Below are 14,842 nucleotides of genomic sequence, written 5' to 3'. Positions count from 1 at the left end.
GCGCAACCGCGGCACCTTCTTGTGAACCTGTTGCGCTCGAGTTACCGGCATCCCGGGTGGCCGATGAACGTGGGGCCGCTGCGGGTCCGGGCGGGAGTGATCCGGTTGCGACCGGTCCGGATGCGCGACGGCGCGCAGTGGAGCCGGATCCGGATGGCCGATCGTGCCCACCTGGAGCCCTGGGAGCCCAGCGCGGAAGGTGACTGGGCGATTCGGCATTCGGTTGCCGCGTGGCCGGCGGTGTGTTCGGGTCTGCGTTCGGAGGCTCGCAAAGGCCGCATGCTGCCCTACGTCATCGAGCTCGACGGGAAGTTCTGCGGTCAATTGACCGTTGGCAACGTCACTCACGGAGCGCTGCGATCGGCCTGGATCGGCTACTGGGTGCCGAGCATGCATACCGGAGGCGGGGTGGCCACCGGAGCCTTGGCGCTGGGCCTCGACCACTGCTTCGGCCGGGTAGGACTGCATCGGGTGGAGGCCACCGTGCGTCCGGAGAATGCCGCCAGCCGTGCCGTTTTGGCAAAGGTCGGTTTTCGGGAGGAGGGGCTGTTGCGCCGTTACCTCGAGGTCGACTCGGCGTGGCGCGACCACCTGCTGGTGGCGATCACCATCGAAGAGGTCGACGGGTCGGTGGTGTCGAGGCTGATCCGCGCCGGCCTGGCGAGTTTGCCCTGACCGGGAGCCGCGAAGTGCGGTTCAGCAAGGCTCGGGCCAGCCACCGTTGGTCGGGAAAACTGTGGCTGACGCGACACGTGTGACTCGTGGTGCTTGTGAGAGGCAAATTACAGGTGTGTAATTGCTTCAGGGCGCATGACCCGGCCGCGTTGGCCAACGATGGGGCCGCGCGGGGATCGGAACCGAAGAGAGCAGGTCACCATGCCAAGCATCCCGCAATCGCTCTTGTGGATATCGCTCGTGGTGCTCTGGCTGTTCGTGCTGGTACCCATGCTCATCAGCAAACGCGACGCGGTGCGGCGCACCAGCGACGTCGCCCTGGCGACCCGGGTGCTCAACGGCGGTGCCAGCGCGAGGCTGCTCAAGCGCACGGGTCCCGCCGCCGGTCATCGCAGCGACCCCCACTGGCAGCCCCAGGAAGACGGGGGCACCGAGCCCGTCGGCCAGGCAGAAGACGACGTGGATCAGGACACCGCTCCGGTCCATGACGTGGCGAAGGACACCGAGGTTGCCGACGAAGCCAGCCGCCCGGGGGCGGTCGTCACGAAAGTCGGTGCCGCGCGCGCGGCTCGCGAAACCGAGGTCGACAGGCCGGACTACCTAGACGTCGAGGTGGTCGAGGACAACGCGGCGGCGCTTCCGGTCGGGGCCAGCGCCCGAATGGCCGAGCCCACGCCGCTGGCAGTCGATGGCGGATCCGCTGCGGACGAACCCGCCATTGAGGACGACGCCGCTGACGAGTCTGAACTCGACACCGCAGAACTGTTCGCCGCGCGGGCCGGCGACCAGGAGCATGCCGCCCGTGTCGATGACGAATACGAATACGTCGAGGACTCGTCCGGTTTGGAACCGCCGGAGGATCCCCAGGCCGACCATGACACGCCGGCGAGTTTCACCCCGGGTGCCTCACGGCGGCGCCGGTTCGACACCAAGACCGCCGCCGCGGTGAGCGCGCGCAAGTACGCGTTTCGCAAGCGCATGTTGATGGCGATGGCGTTGGTCCTGGTGGGCTCGGCGGTGGCGGCCTTCGAGGTGACGCCGCTGGCGTGGTGGTTGTGCGGTACCGCCACCGCGGTCACGGTCCTGTACCTGGCCTATTTGCGCCGGCAAACCCGGATCGAGGAAAAGGTCCGTCGTCGCCGGATGCATCGGATGGCGCGGGCACGGGTTGGCGTGGAGAACACCCATGACCGCGACTACGACGTGGTGCCGTCGCGGCTGCGGCGCCCCGGCGCGGTGGTCCTGGAAATCGACGACGAGGACCCGATCTTCGAGCACCTGGACAGCGCGGTCCCGATGCGGCACTACGGGTGGTCGCGCGATCTACCGCGCGCCGTGGGTCAGTAGCCCCGGCAGGTTCGGTCATCGGCAGCCGCGGCTGGTAGCCTGCTAGCGATCAGGGGCTATGGCGCAGTTGGTAGCGCGACTCGTTCGCATCGAGTAGGTCAGGGGTTCGAATCCCCTTAGCTCCACAGAAATCCGCAGTTCAAGTCCCCTTTTTACCCTCGGTCCGCTGTTACGTAGCAGTCCTCACCCAGTCGGAGTAATACCGCCTGTAACAAAAAACCGGCACTTGAATCTGGTTTCCTCAGTCCGTCTTGCGCCGATCGGCTCCTCTTAGCTTCAGCAGTCGTGAGCTAGCTGAGATTCCGCCGCCCAACATGGCAGTGGTAAAGTCATGGAAAGTGTATTGCACTATCTCGAAAAGGGCATTACACTAATTGGGGTGCGGATCAAACCGCTTCCTACCGCCTGGCAGCACAGCATCACCGGCGATGAGATCCGCGCGGTGATCTCCTATCCGCTTCTGCGGTATGGCATCACGACCGCTTACGCCGACGCCGACACCTACATGTTCATCGGAGGGATGCAAAACGAACCCTGGCTCGAGATCGCAGCCGAAGATGAAGGCGGCATCACGTGGGCGGTGTTCCACGCTATGGTCCTCACACCCCGCGTGGCCCACGAGGTCTTCGAAATGTCCGGCGGAATCATCGACCTACGTGACGACCTGTCGCCACAACGCCCCTACATCGGCCCGCAATACGGACGAGGAGAGGAGATCTGACCATGGCGAAGAGAAGTGCCAAAGACTACGAAGAGATGAGCCGAGCCGTCGAAGCCGGCGAATACACCGTTCGTGGTCCGATGGAACTCGGCGCAACGCTCCGCATGGGGCGGCCTACTAAAGGCACGCCTAGCGAGGGCAAAACTCCAGCACTTCCGGTGCGGTTGCCCGCCGCTATCCGCATCGAAATGCGCCACCGCGTCAAGAACCACGAGGCCGACTCGGAGTCTGAGCTGGTGCGCCGCGCCCTCGTGGAGTATTTCGAACACCACCCAGCACGCCGCCGCTAAGTTGAGCCTCCTCTGTGGGAACGGGTTGATAGCGGACTAGTTCATGAGTTGCCATGCCGGAGGCTGATTGCCAGAACGTCTACATTGATCTGAATGACTGGTACGCGCTCGGCGAGGTGCGCTCCGCTGCTACTGGCACGAGCCCGCGGAGACGACGCGGCATATCGCGACCCCTCGGTGAGGGTGAGTTGGGGCCGGCAACGTTACGTCGCGTAACACGCCGGGGCATATCCCAAGCACCCAGAGGATCCGCGTAACAACACAAAATCCCATAGACCACCAGCTCAGAGGCCATTTCCGCAGGATCGGCACGGGGTTCGAATCCCCTTAGCTCCACAGACACAGGGTGTGAGCCTTACCCCTCCGCAGGCGCGAACACGAAGTTGTTGACGTAGACGCCGTGGACCGCCCACAGGTCCTCCAGGCCGCCGATGTTTGCCGGGTTCTGATGTTGCGTCGGGTCGAACTCCTCGACCGGCAGCGAAGCGTCACCGAGTTCGAAGTAGCCCGCATAGCCGAAGCCGGTCAACAACGCGGTGATCTCGGCAACGGCGTTGGGGCGATGGCGTTCCTCGGCTTCCACCAGAATCGTCGGCCGGTTGCGCCTGAGCGTTTCCGCGGCGCCGCGCAACACGGCCAGTTCGTGGCCCTCGACATCGATCTTGATCAGGCCGAGGTCATCCAGCTGCAGATCGTCGAGGCGCTTGACCGGCACGTAAATGCACCGGATGCTGCTGCCATCCACGTCGCCGAGGACGTTGTCGGTGTCGATCGTGCTCCGGCCCGGTTCGGAGTCGACGACTCGCATGGCGGTCACGCCGGGTTTGTCCGACAGCGCCACGGCTTCGACCCGCACCGCGGCGCCGACCGCAGCGAACATGGCCGCCAGGTCGCGGGCCTGGGCCGGCCGGGGCTCGAACGCAATGACCGACCGCGACGACGCCAACATCGCGATCGTGAACTCGCCGACGTCGGCTCCGATGTCCAGCGAAACGCGGTCCGAATCGCATAACGACGCCGCCAGCCGCACGTCCGGGCGGGATTGGCCCAGACGTTGTAGCAAACGGTATTTCCGCCGCCAGAACAAGCGTGGCGCGACAGCTTTCGCTGCCGGGGCGAGCCATCGTTTGACCGCACGTGCTACGGGCACTCGTGTTGTCTTCAGCAGTGTTTCCTCGCGATCAGCGGCTGGTTTCCAGGGGTATCCGCCACGGCTATGGGGTTGCGGGGCGTGAACATCCGCCACGGCTTGGATCCCAGGCTATGCTCACCGACTCCCTACCTGTCCTGCCAGGCAGGCGAGCCACGGCGCGGCATACCGGGCGTCATCTAAATTTTCGATTCCTCGGCCGTACGCAGCGATCTTGACGATACGTTGCACGACGATGCTGCATAATGTGCTCGCGGTCAGTGCGGCGGGTGCGCAGTGAACAGTATGGGCCCTATTCGGATGGCATCGGGTCAAGAAAGGGCAGTGGATGGATTTCCGCACCTTCGTTCAGACCCTCCACACACGCTGGAAACTCGTCGCGGCCGCGTTGCTGGCCTGTCTGGCCGGCGCGGCAGCCGTCACCCTCTTCCAAAACAAGGCTTACCAGTCCTCGGCCACCGTTCTCATCTCGATTGCCGGGGCGACCGACGTCACCGAGGTGTACTGGGGCGGGCAGGCTGCACAAGACCGGTTGTCGTCGTACGCCGAGATTGCCGGTGGGCGTGCCGTGGCAGAGCGCGCTGTCAGTCGGCTGCAACTCCCGATCAGCGGCGACACCCTGGTGAGCAACACCCAGGTGAGGTACACCCCGAAATCGATGCTGTTCACGATCACCGTCACCGATACCGATCCCAAGCGGGCCGCGCTGCTCGCCGGAGCGATGGCCGATTCGTTTGCCACACTGGTCCCGACCCTCGATGTGAACGCGCGTCCGCAGGGCCGGGACGCACCCCAGCCGCCGAAGCCGCTGCCGATGGCCACAGCGATCGTCGTCAAGCAGCCCGAGATACCCAGCCGTCCGAGCAGGCCGATGCCGCTGCGCAACATGGCGATGGGACTCACCGCCGGGGCGCTGCTTGGCATCGCAGTGGCCTTGACCCGGGAGGCGAGCGATCGCACCGTCCGCACCCGCGGGAAGTTGGAACAACTTTCCGGTCTGCCGACGTTGGCCGAGCTGCCCGGAAAGCACGGCACCACACCGCGATTCGGCACCGACGTCACGGCCGACGACGCGGTGCGCGGCTTGCGCGCTCGACTGCTCAGGGCCATCGGACCTGAGGCCCGTCGCGTGTTGGTGGCAGCGCCGTTCGGCGGCGAAGGAACCACGACGACAGCACTCAACTTGTCGCTGGCGCTTGCCGAACTCGGCGAAGACGTTCTGTTGGTCGAAGGCGATACCCGCCGACCCGTGATCGCCGGTTTGCTGAAGGTCGAATCGGGGGAGGGACTGGCCAACGCGCTGGCCAACCCCGCTATTGCCGCCGAAACCGTGAAACCCACGCCGATTTCGAAGCTGTTCATCCTCGCGTCTCGATTCGTCCGCCGCGAGACCTCGCCCTGCAGCGCCTATCTGCCGGAAGTGATCGACACCCTGCTGGCCAACTTGTCGTCGCGTTTCGACCGAATGGTGGTCGACGGGCCGCCGGTGCTGGCGACGGCCGACACCGGCCTACTGGCCGGCGGCGTTCAGGCCACGGTGTTGGTGGTGCGGGCGGGGCGCACGACCGTCGAGGAACTCAACGACGCGCTGACCGCGCTGCGCTCGGCCGGCGCGCAGCTCGCCGGCACCGTGCTGACCGACGCCCGAGTGCCCCGGCACACCAGAGCCGCGGCTCGGATCTATCGGGCAAAGGTCAGCGGGTCGCCGTGATTCTCTACCTGCGGGATCGCCATCGCTTGGTGATGACCGGAGCAGTGTTCGCCGCTTTTCTGTTCGGGTGCTTTCTGGTCGGTGTGTTCGCGGTACGCCAGACCGGCCAGGGACTGATGCTGATCGGCGCGATCTTCAGCCTGGTCGTGTACTGGGCAAAGCCCGAAGCGATGGTCTGGGTCGCGCTTTTCTGGGCGTTCGCGGCACTGCCGGCCGGCTTGCATGTCGGCAAGGTCGTCGGCCCGGCGGTGATCTACGCCTACCAGGCGGCCCTGGTGCTGGCGATCTGTTACCTGATCCCCGTCGTCAAACCGCGATTCTCCGACTTCGTCCTGCCGGGGATCTTCACGTTGATAGTGGTGTTTTCGACCGTGGCCGGCTTCGCCGCCGGACACGCCGCCTGGGTGGTGATCCGTGAATCGACGACGCTGCTCGAAATGGTCGCCGGGTTCATCCTTGCGTTGCTGATCGTGAAGGGCAATTACGTCACCGGGTCGATCCGCGCGATGGCCGTGATTCTGTGGTTTTCGGCGGCCATGGCGATCGTGGGTTCGTTTCATGCCATCCGGCTCGCCGGCCGGGCGGAAACCGTGCAGGGTACCGGCGCCGGCGAGGCCCTCCGGATCATCCTGTCGGCCCAGACACCGGCCACCGCCGTGCTGACCGCACTGATCGCCGCCGCGATCGTCGGGGGAGCCAGGCCCGCAATGTATCTGGCGCTGGGCCCACCCGCGTTGATCATCACGCTGCTGTCATTCAGCCGAAACCCGTTGATCTCTTTCGCGGTGGCCGCCGTCGTCGTCTTGCTTGCCGGCTTCAGCTGGTCAACCCTGCGCCGATCGGTCACCCTCACCGCGATCGGCGCGGTCGTCATTACGGCGACGGTGGCGTGGTCGCTGTTCTTGCTGAAGGGTTCGCCGACCGGGGCGTGGGCCGCCGAGCAGTTCAGCGCATTCAACCGACGGGTGCTCGGCGGGGTTTCGACGGGGGCGCTCGCGGTGGACCCATCGACGTTGGACAGGCTGCGCGAAGTTGACAACCTCGACCGCGCGATCGCCCAGGCGCCGGTGTTCGGCCACGGTCTGGGCTACGCCTATCAGCAGCCGTACGGGAACGACCCGAACGAGTTCACTATGAAGTTCTATCCGACCTACTCCCATCTCTTCTACCTGTGGTGGCTAGCCAAGGCTGGGGCGGTGGGCATGGCGGCGTTTGCCGTGTTCGCGCTGACGCCGCTGTTTCGGGCGCTGCGCCGGGCCTCGGCGCCGGCGAAGATCAGTGCGGCGGTCAGCGCCGGCCTCCTCGCGATGTCCACCGTGTGGCCGTTGCCGGAGATGCCGACGGACGCCGTTTCACTGGGTCTGGCCCTGGGAGCGACGATGGGGTTCGCCGGCGCGCGGCCCAGCGCCCCGGAAGCGGAGTCGACGGCGCCGGTGCTCACCGGTGGGCTCGGGTGAATTCGGTCGGGGAGATGTCGGTGGACGACCGGCTGCGGGTGCTGGTGGTGGGTCCGGCGCCGATCGCGGCGGACAGCCGGGGCGGCATGGCTGCGGTGATCGCGCTCATGGCGGCACATCCCGACGAGCGGATCCGGATCACTGTGGTGCCGACGTTCGTCGACGAACCCCGGTGGCGGCGGCTGTGGGTCGGGGTCCACGGGATGGTGCGCGCCACCTGGCTGGTGCTGCGCGGGCACCCCGATGTCCTGCACATTCACCTGGCACACGGCGGAAGCGTGATCCGCAAGGCACTCCCGCTGTGGGCGGCGCGGCTAACCGGCATACCTACGGTGGTGCACGCCCACAGCTACGACTTCGGCGGCTGGTTCGATCGACTGCCGCCGCTGGTCCAGGCCGCGGTGCGGCACATGCTGGCCGCCGATTGCTGGCTGGTGCTGGGCGAGCGCCAGCTCGATGAATACGCCAGCCGGCTGCGGTTGGCCGACAGCCGAATCAGCGTGTTACCCAACGCAGTCCGGATTCCGGACACACCGGTGACCCAAGTCGGTGCGGAGCCGGTCCATGCGGTGTCATTGGGTCGGCTGGGCGCACGCAAGGGCAGCTATGACGTGATCGCCGCCGTCGCCTCGCTCGACGCGACGGTACGCAGCCGGCTGCGGGTGACGCTGGCCGGCGACGGCGACGTCGACGAGGTGCGCGCGGCGGTCAGCAGCGCCGGGCTGGATGCGACGATTCGCGTGGCGGGCTGGCTGGACCCCGAGGCACGCGACGAATTGCTCTGCGGTGCACATGTTTTCGTATTGCCCAGCTACAACGAAGGTCTGCCGGTGGCGCTGCTGGAGGCAATGGCGTACGGGCTGGCGCCGGTGACCACGATGGTGGGCAGCATGGGGGAGGTGGTCAGTGATCGCGTCGACGGCCTGACCGTCCGCCCCGGCTGCCCCGGTGAGATTACCGAAGCGCTGAGCGCACTGGTGACCGACGCGGAGCTGCGAGCGCGCCTTGGCGGCGCCGCACGCGAGCGGGCGAGCGACTTCGGACTCGACCGTTGGTATCAGCGGCTGACGCAGCTGTGGACCCGCCTGGCGAGCACGTCGGCAGCGCTTTCGCGGTAGGTGGATTCGTGTCGACCGTATCGGTGAACCGGCTAAATTCAGTTGCCACACCATCGCACAGACAGGAAGCGCCGCGTTGACGCAAAGCGAAGAGTACGCCGAGCAGTTCTTCGAATTGCAGACGGAGTCCAACAAAGAGTATTGGCGCCGGTTGGGAGTCGCGGCCCCGGACTGGGCCGGCAAACGCGTTCTCGATGTCGGCTGCGGCCTGGGAGCGCTGTCCATCGAAATGGCTCAAGCGGGGGCCAACGTGCTGGGTGTCGATCTGGACGAGAACCTCATCGCATTCGCCAACCGCAAGGTGGTGCAGGAATTTCCCCAGCTGCTCGACCGGGTGACATTCCGAACGGCCGATGCGATGTCCCTCCCGGTGACCGAGCCGTTCGATGTGATCGTTTCCAAGGACACCTTCGAGCATGCCCCGGACGTCGCGTCGTTGCTGAAGGCGCTCGACAAGCAACTGGCCCGGCCGCAGGGAATTCTCTACGCAGGTTTCAGCCCGCTGTATTACAGCCCCTACGGCGACCATGGTCGCACCGGGCTGAAAGTGCCGTGGGCGCACGCGGTTTTGCCCAAGCGCGTGGTGTATGCGGCCGCCGCCCGGCACAACGGACATCCGGTGGGCTCGCTCTTGGACATCGGCCTCAACGGCAATACCCCCGACCAGTTCCGGGCCGCGTTCGACGACAGCGGGCTGCGGATGATTCGCCTGGCCTACAACTGCGGCGACAAACGGTTACTGCCGGTACTCGAGAAGGCCCGCAAGCGGTTTCGGCGGCTCGACCGATTTACCACGGTCAGTATCTATGCCGTCTTCGGCGTCCGATCGTCATAAGGCGATTCCGGCCGGAATTGCCCAGTCTCGCTTTATGTCTGAATACATTGCGCTCTTGCGGACGGCGGCGCGACAGATTACTCTCGCTACGCGGCACTTGCCGGCTGCAGGTGTTTCGAACGCCGCAATGCAGATTCATGGACGGGCGACCTCAAAGAGTCGGGGCGAATGTCAACCTGGTTGCGGGATGCCGCTACGGGCGTCAATTCCAGACGATCGTTGTCCGGGCGCGCTCGGGCGCGACGGTGGCGGCACCTCATCGAGACCTTCCCGTCGTTGCGGGAAATGCGAGTGCTGGACCTCGGCGGAACACCCGAGTCGTGGCGATTGGCGCCGGTGCTGCCGACATCGGTCACGGTGGTAAACCTGCTGCCGCAGGAGTCGCCGGTCAAGGGTCCGGCCAAGGGTATCGTCGCGATCCAAGCGGACGCGTGTGACCTGCCCGCCGCGATCGCGAGCACCCACTTCGATCTGGTGTATTCCAATTCGCTGCTCGAACATGTGGGCGGCCACGTGCGGCGCCAACGATTGGCTGACAACGTCCGCTCGCTGGCCGACCGCCATTGGGTGCAGACACCGTATCGCTATTTTCCGATCGAACCGCACTGGCTTTTTCCCGGGATGCAATGGTTGCCCTACGAGGCGCGCGTGCAGATATCGATGCACTGGAACCGCGGCCACATTCGAACGCGCACTCGTGCGGAGGCGCAGGAACAGGTCGATGAGATTGATTTGATTGGTATTTCGCAGATGCGTCGATACTTCCCGTCGTCGACCATCTGGTACGAACGGTTTGCCGGATTGGTCAAGTCGCTGGTCGCCATTCAAACCGGACCGGCGTAGGTTTTTCGGTCGCCGGGGATGAAGCTTGATCATCCGTCGATCTGGCCAGGCGGCGACTTGCGTATGACGTAGGTGAGATTGTTGTGCCGCCAGGCGAGAGCGCCAAACGACAAGGCCGACAAGGCTTTCGCGTATGCCCGAATCACCCGGACCCGAGCACCGGTGCCGCGCACATAGTAGGTGTGGCCGCGCTCTTCCAAGATGGAGCATCCGTTTCTGCTGCAGAAGTCGCGTATCCCGTCACGGGAAATGAGGGGCGAATAGTAGGTGGGAAACGGCGAGTGGCCCGGCTTGCCAGCGCCCGGGTAACGAACGAAGTACCGGTAATAAGCGACATGAACCCCGAAGGGCATCCGCCTTGCGGTCCAGCCGTATACTGAGTCCCGGTCCGGGATCCGCAGCACCAGCAGCCCTTTCGATTTGAGCCCGTTGACCATGTTCATCAGGGCGCTCTCGGCGTCAGGTATGTGCTCGAGCACGAACGAGTTGTAGATGACGTCGTAGCGGCCGGGCGGAATTGTCGCTGGCACCGTCAGATCGCCGATGATCGCATCGTCCAGGTCTCCCATCTTGTCGATACGGCTTTGGAGCGCATCGGCATCCAGGTCGATGCCGGTCAGCCGATAGTCGACGCCTTCGAGATCGAGTGGCCAGTCGAGCCCGCAACCGGCTTCCAGGATCTCCAGTGGGCCGCCAAGACCTTTGATGATCGACGAAACGAGCGTCACTTCCTCGTTGTAGGTGTCGACGGTCTGCAATTCCGTCCGAGTACGCACTTGATCCTCCGCAAGTTTCATTGACGACCGGCTTCCCGTCCGTGACCCAAACCGTAGCGGCGGCTGCGGACGTCACCCGTTGGCCGCGCCACTTCAGCGAAGACCATCGGCGGAGGTGGCCGGATTGGCCCATGCCTTCAACCGATACTTCAGCCGGGCCGCACTGTAGTGCGCCCACCAGATCGCTCGCTTGTAACCAGCAGTCCGCCGGCAAAGCCGCAGATACCGGCGTGAACTCCCCGCCTCCACCGCGCGCCTGTCCTCCAACAACCGCACACACCGCAACGCGAGGTCGAACGACCCATAGCAGTAATGCGCGATCATCGCCAGATGCTTCAGCTGCTCGTCGGTCATCCCGTCCGGATGGACGAAGTCGCGCACATAGACGATATCGGTCTCCAAGATCTGATTCAGCGGCCGGAAGGGGTCACCGACCGCGAAGTCGCCGATCACCCATTTCTTCACGTCGCCGGGGATGCAGTGCGGAACAAAACCCTGACGCCGCAGCTCCAAATCGACCTCTCCGAATGGGGGCTGGTGTTGATACAGGGTAATAAATGACACCTCGGTCTGAATTGCCACCGCGTCGGCCAGCTTGCTGCGCCCATTTTGAAAGACGGCCAGCTCACCTCCCTGGATGTCAATCTTCAGCAAATCGAGATGCTCGATTTCGCGGATGTCGTCGAGTCGGCGGGTGTCCAGTGGGACGCGCTCGATGACCTGGCCGAACCGATCGAAGAGACTGAACAGCCCCTGCGTCAGCGGGTCGAGTTCGAGCAGGCTGGTCATCGCCCCTGGTGCCGGACAGACCTTCAGGGTCTGGGAGCTGCCGTCGCCCAGCGCAAACGGCAGGTAGCGCTCGTTGGGGCCGCACTGGGTTTGCAACTCGAGCAACGCCTCCCGGCCCGGCTCGAACCCTGTCACAAAACACAGGCCCGCGTTGAGCATCGACGCATACGGCCAGTCGCCGCAACGCCGGCTGGCTCCGACATCCACGATGTGGGTAAGCCGCGACGGTGAGATGATGTCCCATGGTGTGCTGCTCAATCGATCACCGCCGGTTGCTGTGGTGCTCTGGGTAAACAGCAGATTCCACTCCGCGACGGCGCCAGTCATCACGCGTTTCAGTCGCGCCGAAACAATGGCGCATCACCGCCGGCCATCTGTACGACGAACCGGGGTGGCCCAACGCGGGCAGCTAAGGACGTCCTCGTCGACCACCGTGTCGAAGGCAGGCACCGACACACAATACCGGGCGCCTTTCTGGAAGATGGCCATTGCAGCAAATTCAATTGACACCCGGTCCATCCCCGGCGGGTCCTCGACCGCACCCGCGCAACACCGTGCCACCTGGCGAACAATCCGAACACAAAGTTGCAGCCCGACCCAGGGAGCGGTCGTTAGAGTTCGATGGGTGATGGCACGACTTAGGGACCTCGCGCCGCCCGCGACCCGCGCCTCCCTCAAGAACTTTGCGGCTGGAATGCTGTGTGCCGCCGGTGTTCCGACATTCGCCCGGCGGCGACACCGCAACCTGCTCGCCATCGTGATGTTCCACGGTGTGGAAAGCGAACCGCTGTCGCCGGCATGTTGGCATGTGCTCGGCTCGGTGCTGTACCGACGTCAACTCGAGTACATCCGCAAGCACTTCAATGTCCTTCCGCTCCACGAGGCCCTCGATCGCCTTGCGGCAGGGACGTTGCCGCCGCGCGCCATGGCGATAACGTTCGACGACGGAACCCGTAACCTCGCCACGCATGCGGTCCCCGTGTTGCGCGATCTGAAACTGCCCGCGGCGGTGTTCCTGGCGACGGGCTTGATTGGCAGTGACGAAGCCCTGTGGCCCGACCGGCTTTGGCTGGCGATCGCCCGCACCAATGCGACTCGGGTCGATCTGACCGTCCTGGGGCTGGGCACTCGATCGCTTGCCGGTACCGCTAACCGCGGTGCGGTCTACGCGACCACGGTCGAGCGATTGAAAAGCCTTGCCGACCCGCAACGGATTGCCGTGCTGGACCAGGTGCTCCGGGTGCTGGGCTACCCCGACGGCGGCGACAGCGGTCCGTTCCGGATGCTCTCCTGGGACGAAGCGCGTGAGATCGCCAGCGAAGGCTTGGTGACGCTGTATCCGCATACGGTGACCCACCCGATCCTCGCCCGCTGTAGCGATGACAAGGTCGAGCAGGAGATCGTGGATTCCTGTGCGGCGATCGAGCGTGAGACTGGTTGGCCCCCAACGATTTTCGCTTACCCTAATGGTCGGCCACAGGATTTCGACGCCCGCGCCAAAGACGTCTTGCGCCGGCGTGGCGTGCGCTGGGCGTTGACGACCACGGCGGGATTCGCCCATCGACGCTGTGACCCGCTGGCATTGCCGCGGTTGGCGGTCGGCAGCGATTCGTCGTTCGACTACTTTCGGCTCACGGTCTCCGGCGGGCTGCCGCGTCGCTTTGGCGGTAGCCGCGGGATGGCCGGCGCAGGCTGAAACCCTAGCGGCGCCGCGATGCGGCGGCGAGCCACACGTCATGCAGTGCTTCCCGCCAGCGCTCAACGTCGAACTTGCCGGCGCGCGCGTAAGCGGCCGCGGCCAGACGACTGCGTAACTCGTCATCGACGATGAGCTCCTGCAGCGCCGCCGCCAGCTGTCCGGGATTGCCGGGCTTGACGAGCATGCCGTTCACCCCGTCGGCCACCACTTCCGGTATCGCGCCCACTGGCGTAATCACCGGTACCACCCCGTTGGCCATCGCCTCCAGCAACGCCATCGGAAGACCCTCGCTGTAGCTGGGCAACACGAAGATCGCCGATTCGGCCAGCAGCCGGTCCCTGTCTGCAGGGCCGACCCACCCGGCGACGTCGATGGTGTCGTCGAGCCCATTGGCGCGGACGAACTCACGTACCTGCTCCACCTCGCCGTCACCGGCCAACGTGATCCGCAGGTTGGGCCGAATATCGTTGGGCAGCAAGCCGATTGCCCGGACGAGGTCGTAGCTTCCCTTGTTGGTGCCCAATCTGCCCAAAGACACCGCCGACAATGGCCGGCGGGTGCGCGGCGACGGCGCATCGGGAGGCATGACCACGGGGTTGTAGAGGAGTCGGGCTTTGGACACCTCGAATCCGAGTCTCGCGGAGGACGCCACCATATGAGATTCTCCCAGCAGCACCACATAGTCGGCGCGCAGCGCGGCGCGTACGGCGCGGCGCAGCGGCGACGGCAGCCTGTCGAACCAGGTGAAGAAGTGCGAGCTGTGACAATGGACGATCGTCGGGATGCCCCGCATTCGCGCGACGAATAGCGGTAAGGACTTGCGGACGACGCTGCCGCGCAACGAAAAGTGGACATGCAGTACGTCGACCGCGTCGGCCAACAGCAGCGCCGAAGCCTTGAGCATGCCCGAGATACCCGTCCATAGCCAAGCGGGCAGGCAGTCATCGACGTAGGTAGGAACGGAGCGGATGTGAAACCGCGGGTCGTTGTCCTCGACTAGCAATTTCGTTACCGCCGCCATGCCGCCGCGGCTGTTGGGTCCAGTCGGCGCGGTCCCTACCGTGAGTACCCGGATCGGATAGCGGACCGGCCCTGCTGCTATCGATTGGTCTGCACCTGGGTTGTTCTCGCGGAGCCGTAGTCTTGGCAACGACGACGCCTCCTGGTTACTGGCTGGGTCCGGGCGGCCACTTCATCTCGGCTGCTACCGCGACACCGTGATTAGCCGGAACTCTAGCAATTCATCATGGAGGACTTCGCCCTTTCGACCCAAGCCACACGTACTTCGTGTGAGCGGGCAATGCACACGGGCGCCTTGCCACCGCCGACCCGCAACCACTTGGGCTAAAAATCATGTCGACCGCCACCGTGATGGGACCGGTTTGAGCAGGGTTTAGCCACGGTCATGGGACCACCCGTTTGCCAGTGATG

General features: G+C 65.0%; 14 protein-coding genes and 1 tRNA gene. 11 read left to right on the top strand and 4 right to left on the bottom strand.

What is annotated here, in order from left to right:
* Nucleotides 1-21: 21 nt before the first annotated feature.
* From AWC07_RS23630 to AWC07_RS23610, 5 genes are all read left to right on the top strand, one after another.
* Complete coding sequence (locus AWC07_RS23630; protein ID WP_084293330.1) at nucleotides 22-675, top strand: GNAT family N-acetyltransferase; 654 nt, start codon at nucleotides 22-24, stop codon at nucleotides 673-675.
* Between the two features lie 201 nt (nucleotides 676-876).
* A complete protein-coding gene (sepX, locus tag AWC07_RS23625; RefSeq protein WP_036409844.1) occupies nucleotides 877-2,022 on the top strand; it encodes a divisome protein SepX/GlpR in 1,146 nt (381 codons plus the stop codon).
* A gap of 52 nt (nucleotides 2,023-2,074) precedes the next feature.
* Nucleotides 2,075-2,147, top strand: a tRNA-Ala gene (locus AWC07_RS23620).
* 254 nt (nucleotides 2,148-2,401) lie between these two features.
* Nucleotides 2,402-2,743 carry a hypothetical protein gene (locus AWC07_RS23615; protein WP_036409846.1) on the top strand — a complete coding sequence of 114 codons (342 nt, stop codon included), beginning with the start codon at nucleotides 2,402-2,404 and terminating at the stop codon, nucleotides 2,741-2,743.
* A gap of 2 nt (nucleotides 2,744-2,745) precedes the next feature.
* On the top strand, nucleotides 2,746-3,033 hold the full coding sequence (locus AWC07_RS23610; protein ID WP_208622462.1) for a hypothetical protein: 288 nt from the start codon (nucleotides 2,746-2,748) through the stop codon (nucleotides 3,031-3,033).
* Nucleotides 3,034-3,388: 355 nt separating this feature from the next.
* Here AWC07_RS23610 and AWC07_RS23605 read toward each other — a convergent pair whose 3' ends face one another.
* Nucleotides 3,389-4,183: an FkbM family methyltransferase gene (locus tag AWC07_RS23605; protein WP_036409848.1), complete on the bottom strand. Its 795-nt coding sequence runs from the start codon at nucleotides 4,181-4,183 to the stop codon at nucleotides 3,389-3,391.
* A 328-nt stretch (nucleotides 4,184-4,511) separates the two neighbouring features.
* Here AWC07_RS23605 and AWC07_RS23600 point away from each other — a divergent pair, with 328 nt between their 5' ends.
* From AWC07_RS23600 to AWC07_RS23580, 5 genes are all read left to right on the top strand, one after another.
* The gene (locus tag AWC07_RS23600) at nucleotides 4,512-5,894 is read left to right on the top strand and encodes a tyrosine-protein kinase domain-containing protein (protein WP_036408849.1); all 1,383 of its coding nucleotides are present in this window, start codon (nucleotides 4,512-4,514) and stop codon (nucleotides 5,892-5,894) included.
* 32 nt (nucleotides 5,895-5,926) lie between these two features.
* Nucleotides 5,927-7,351 carry an O-antigen ligase family protein gene (locus AWC07_RS23595; protein ID WP_208622461.1) on the top strand — a complete coding sequence of 475 codons (1,425 nt, stop codon included), beginning with the start codon at nucleotides 5,927-5,929 and terminating at the stop codon, nucleotides 7,349-7,351.
* The gene (locus tag AWC07_RS23590) at nucleotides 7,348-8,469 is read left to right on the top strand and encodes a glycosyltransferase family 4 protein (protein WP_036408846.1); all 1,122 of its coding nucleotides are present in this window, start codon (nucleotides 7,348-7,350) and stop codon (nucleotides 8,467-8,469) included. Before AWC07_RS23595 ends, AWC07_RS23590 begins: the two co-directional genes overlap by 4 nt.
* Nucleotides 8,470-8,545: 76 nt before the next feature.
* A complete protein-coding gene (locus AWC07_RS23585) occupies nucleotides 8,546-9,304 on the top strand; it encodes a class I SAM-dependent methyltransferase (RefSeq protein ID WP_244187681.1) in 759 nt (252 codons plus the stop codon).
* A gap of 168 nt (nucleotides 9,305-9,472) precedes the next feature.
* The gene (locus AWC07_RS23580) at nucleotides 9,473-10,147 is read left to right on the top strand and encodes a class I SAM-dependent methyltransferase (protein WP_036408844.1); all 675 of its coding nucleotides are present in this window, start codon (nucleotides 9,473-9,475) and stop codon (nucleotides 10,145-10,147) included.
* A gap of 29 nt (nucleotides 10,148-10,176) precedes the next feature.
* Here the strand turns inward: AWC07_RS23580 and AWC07_RS23575 are convergent, their stop codons facing one another.
* Both AWC07_RS23575 and AWC07_RS23570 read right to left on the bottom strand, forming a co-directional pair.
* Nucleotides 10,177-10,923 carry a class I SAM-dependent methyltransferase gene (locus AWC07_RS23575; protein WP_244187680.1) on the bottom strand — a complete coding sequence of 249 codons (747 nt, stop codon included), beginning with the start codon at nucleotides 10,921-10,923 and terminating at the stop codon, nucleotides 10,177-10,179.
* 93 nt (nucleotides 10,924-11,016) lie between these two features.
* The gene (locus AWC07_RS23570) at nucleotides 11,017-12,039 is read right to left on the bottom strand and encodes an FkbM family methyltransferase (protein WP_084293253.1); all 1,023 of its coding nucleotides are present in this window, start codon (nucleotides 12,037-12,039) and stop codon (nucleotides 11,017-11,019) included.
* A 301-nt stretch (nucleotides 12,040-12,340) separates the two neighbouring features.
* Between AWC07_RS23570 and AWC07_RS23565 the strand changes: the two genes are divergently transcribed.
* Nucleotides 12,341-13,408, top strand: a complete 1,068-nt coding sequence (locus tag AWC07_RS23565) for a polysaccharide deacetylase family protein (protein WP_051507761.1) — start codon at nucleotides 12,341-12,343, stop codon at nucleotides 13,406-13,408.
* Between the two features lie 4 nt (nucleotides 13,409-13,412).
* Here AWC07_RS23565 and AWC07_RS23560 read toward each other — a convergent pair whose 3' ends face one another.
* Complete coding sequence (locus AWC07_RS23560; RefSeq protein WP_084293251.1) at nucleotides 13,413-14,432, bottom strand: glycosyltransferase family 4 protein; 1,020 nt, start codon at nucleotides 14,430-14,432, stop codon at nucleotides 13,413-13,415.
* Nucleotides 14,433-14,842: the final 410 nt, after the last annotated feature.

The organism is Mycobacterium gastri, assembly GCF_002102175.1.
Classification (GTDB): Bacteria; Actinomycetota; Actinomycetes; order Mycobacteriales; family Mycobacteriaceae; genus Mycobacterium; species Mycobacterium gastri.
The sequence above is the reverse complement of the archived record's forward strand: the minus strand, read 5'-3'. Positions and strand labels throughout refer to the sequence as shown.

Bases quoted from the DNA above. Each gene is read 5' to 3' on its own strand.
- AWC07_RS23560 (WP_084293251.1), bottom strand. From the start codon at position 14,432: ATGGCGGCGGTAACGAAATTGCTAGTCGAGGACAACGACCCGCGGTTT.
- AWC07_RS23570 (WP_084293253.1), bottom strand. From the start codon at position 12,039: ATGACTGGCGCCGTCGCGGAGTGGAATCTGCTGTTTACCCAGAGCACC.
- AWC07_RS23580 (WP_036408844.1), top strand. From the start codon at position 9,473: ATGTCAACCTGGTTGCGGGATGCCGCTACGGGCGTCAATTCCAGACGA.
- AWC07_RS23610 (WP_208622462.1), top strand. From the start codon at position 2,746: ATGGCGAAGAGAAGTGCCAAAGACTACGAAGAGATGAGCCGAGCCGTC.
- AWC07_RS23600 (WP_036408849.1), top strand. From the start codon at position 4,512: ATGGATTTCCGCACCTTCGTTCAGACCCTCCACACACGCTGGAAACTC.
- sepX (WP_036409844.1), top strand. From the start codon at position 877: ATGCCAAGCATCCCGCAATCGCTCTTGTGGATATCGCTCGTGGTGCTC.
- AWC07_RS23595 (WP_208622461.1), top strand. From the start codon at position 5,927: ATGACCGGAGCAGTGTTCGCCGCTTTTCTGTTCGGGTGCTTTCTGGTC.
- AWC07_RS23565 (WP_051507761.1), top strand. From the start codon at position 12,341: ATGGCACGACTTAGGGACCTCGCGCCGCCCGCGACCCGCGCCTCCCTC.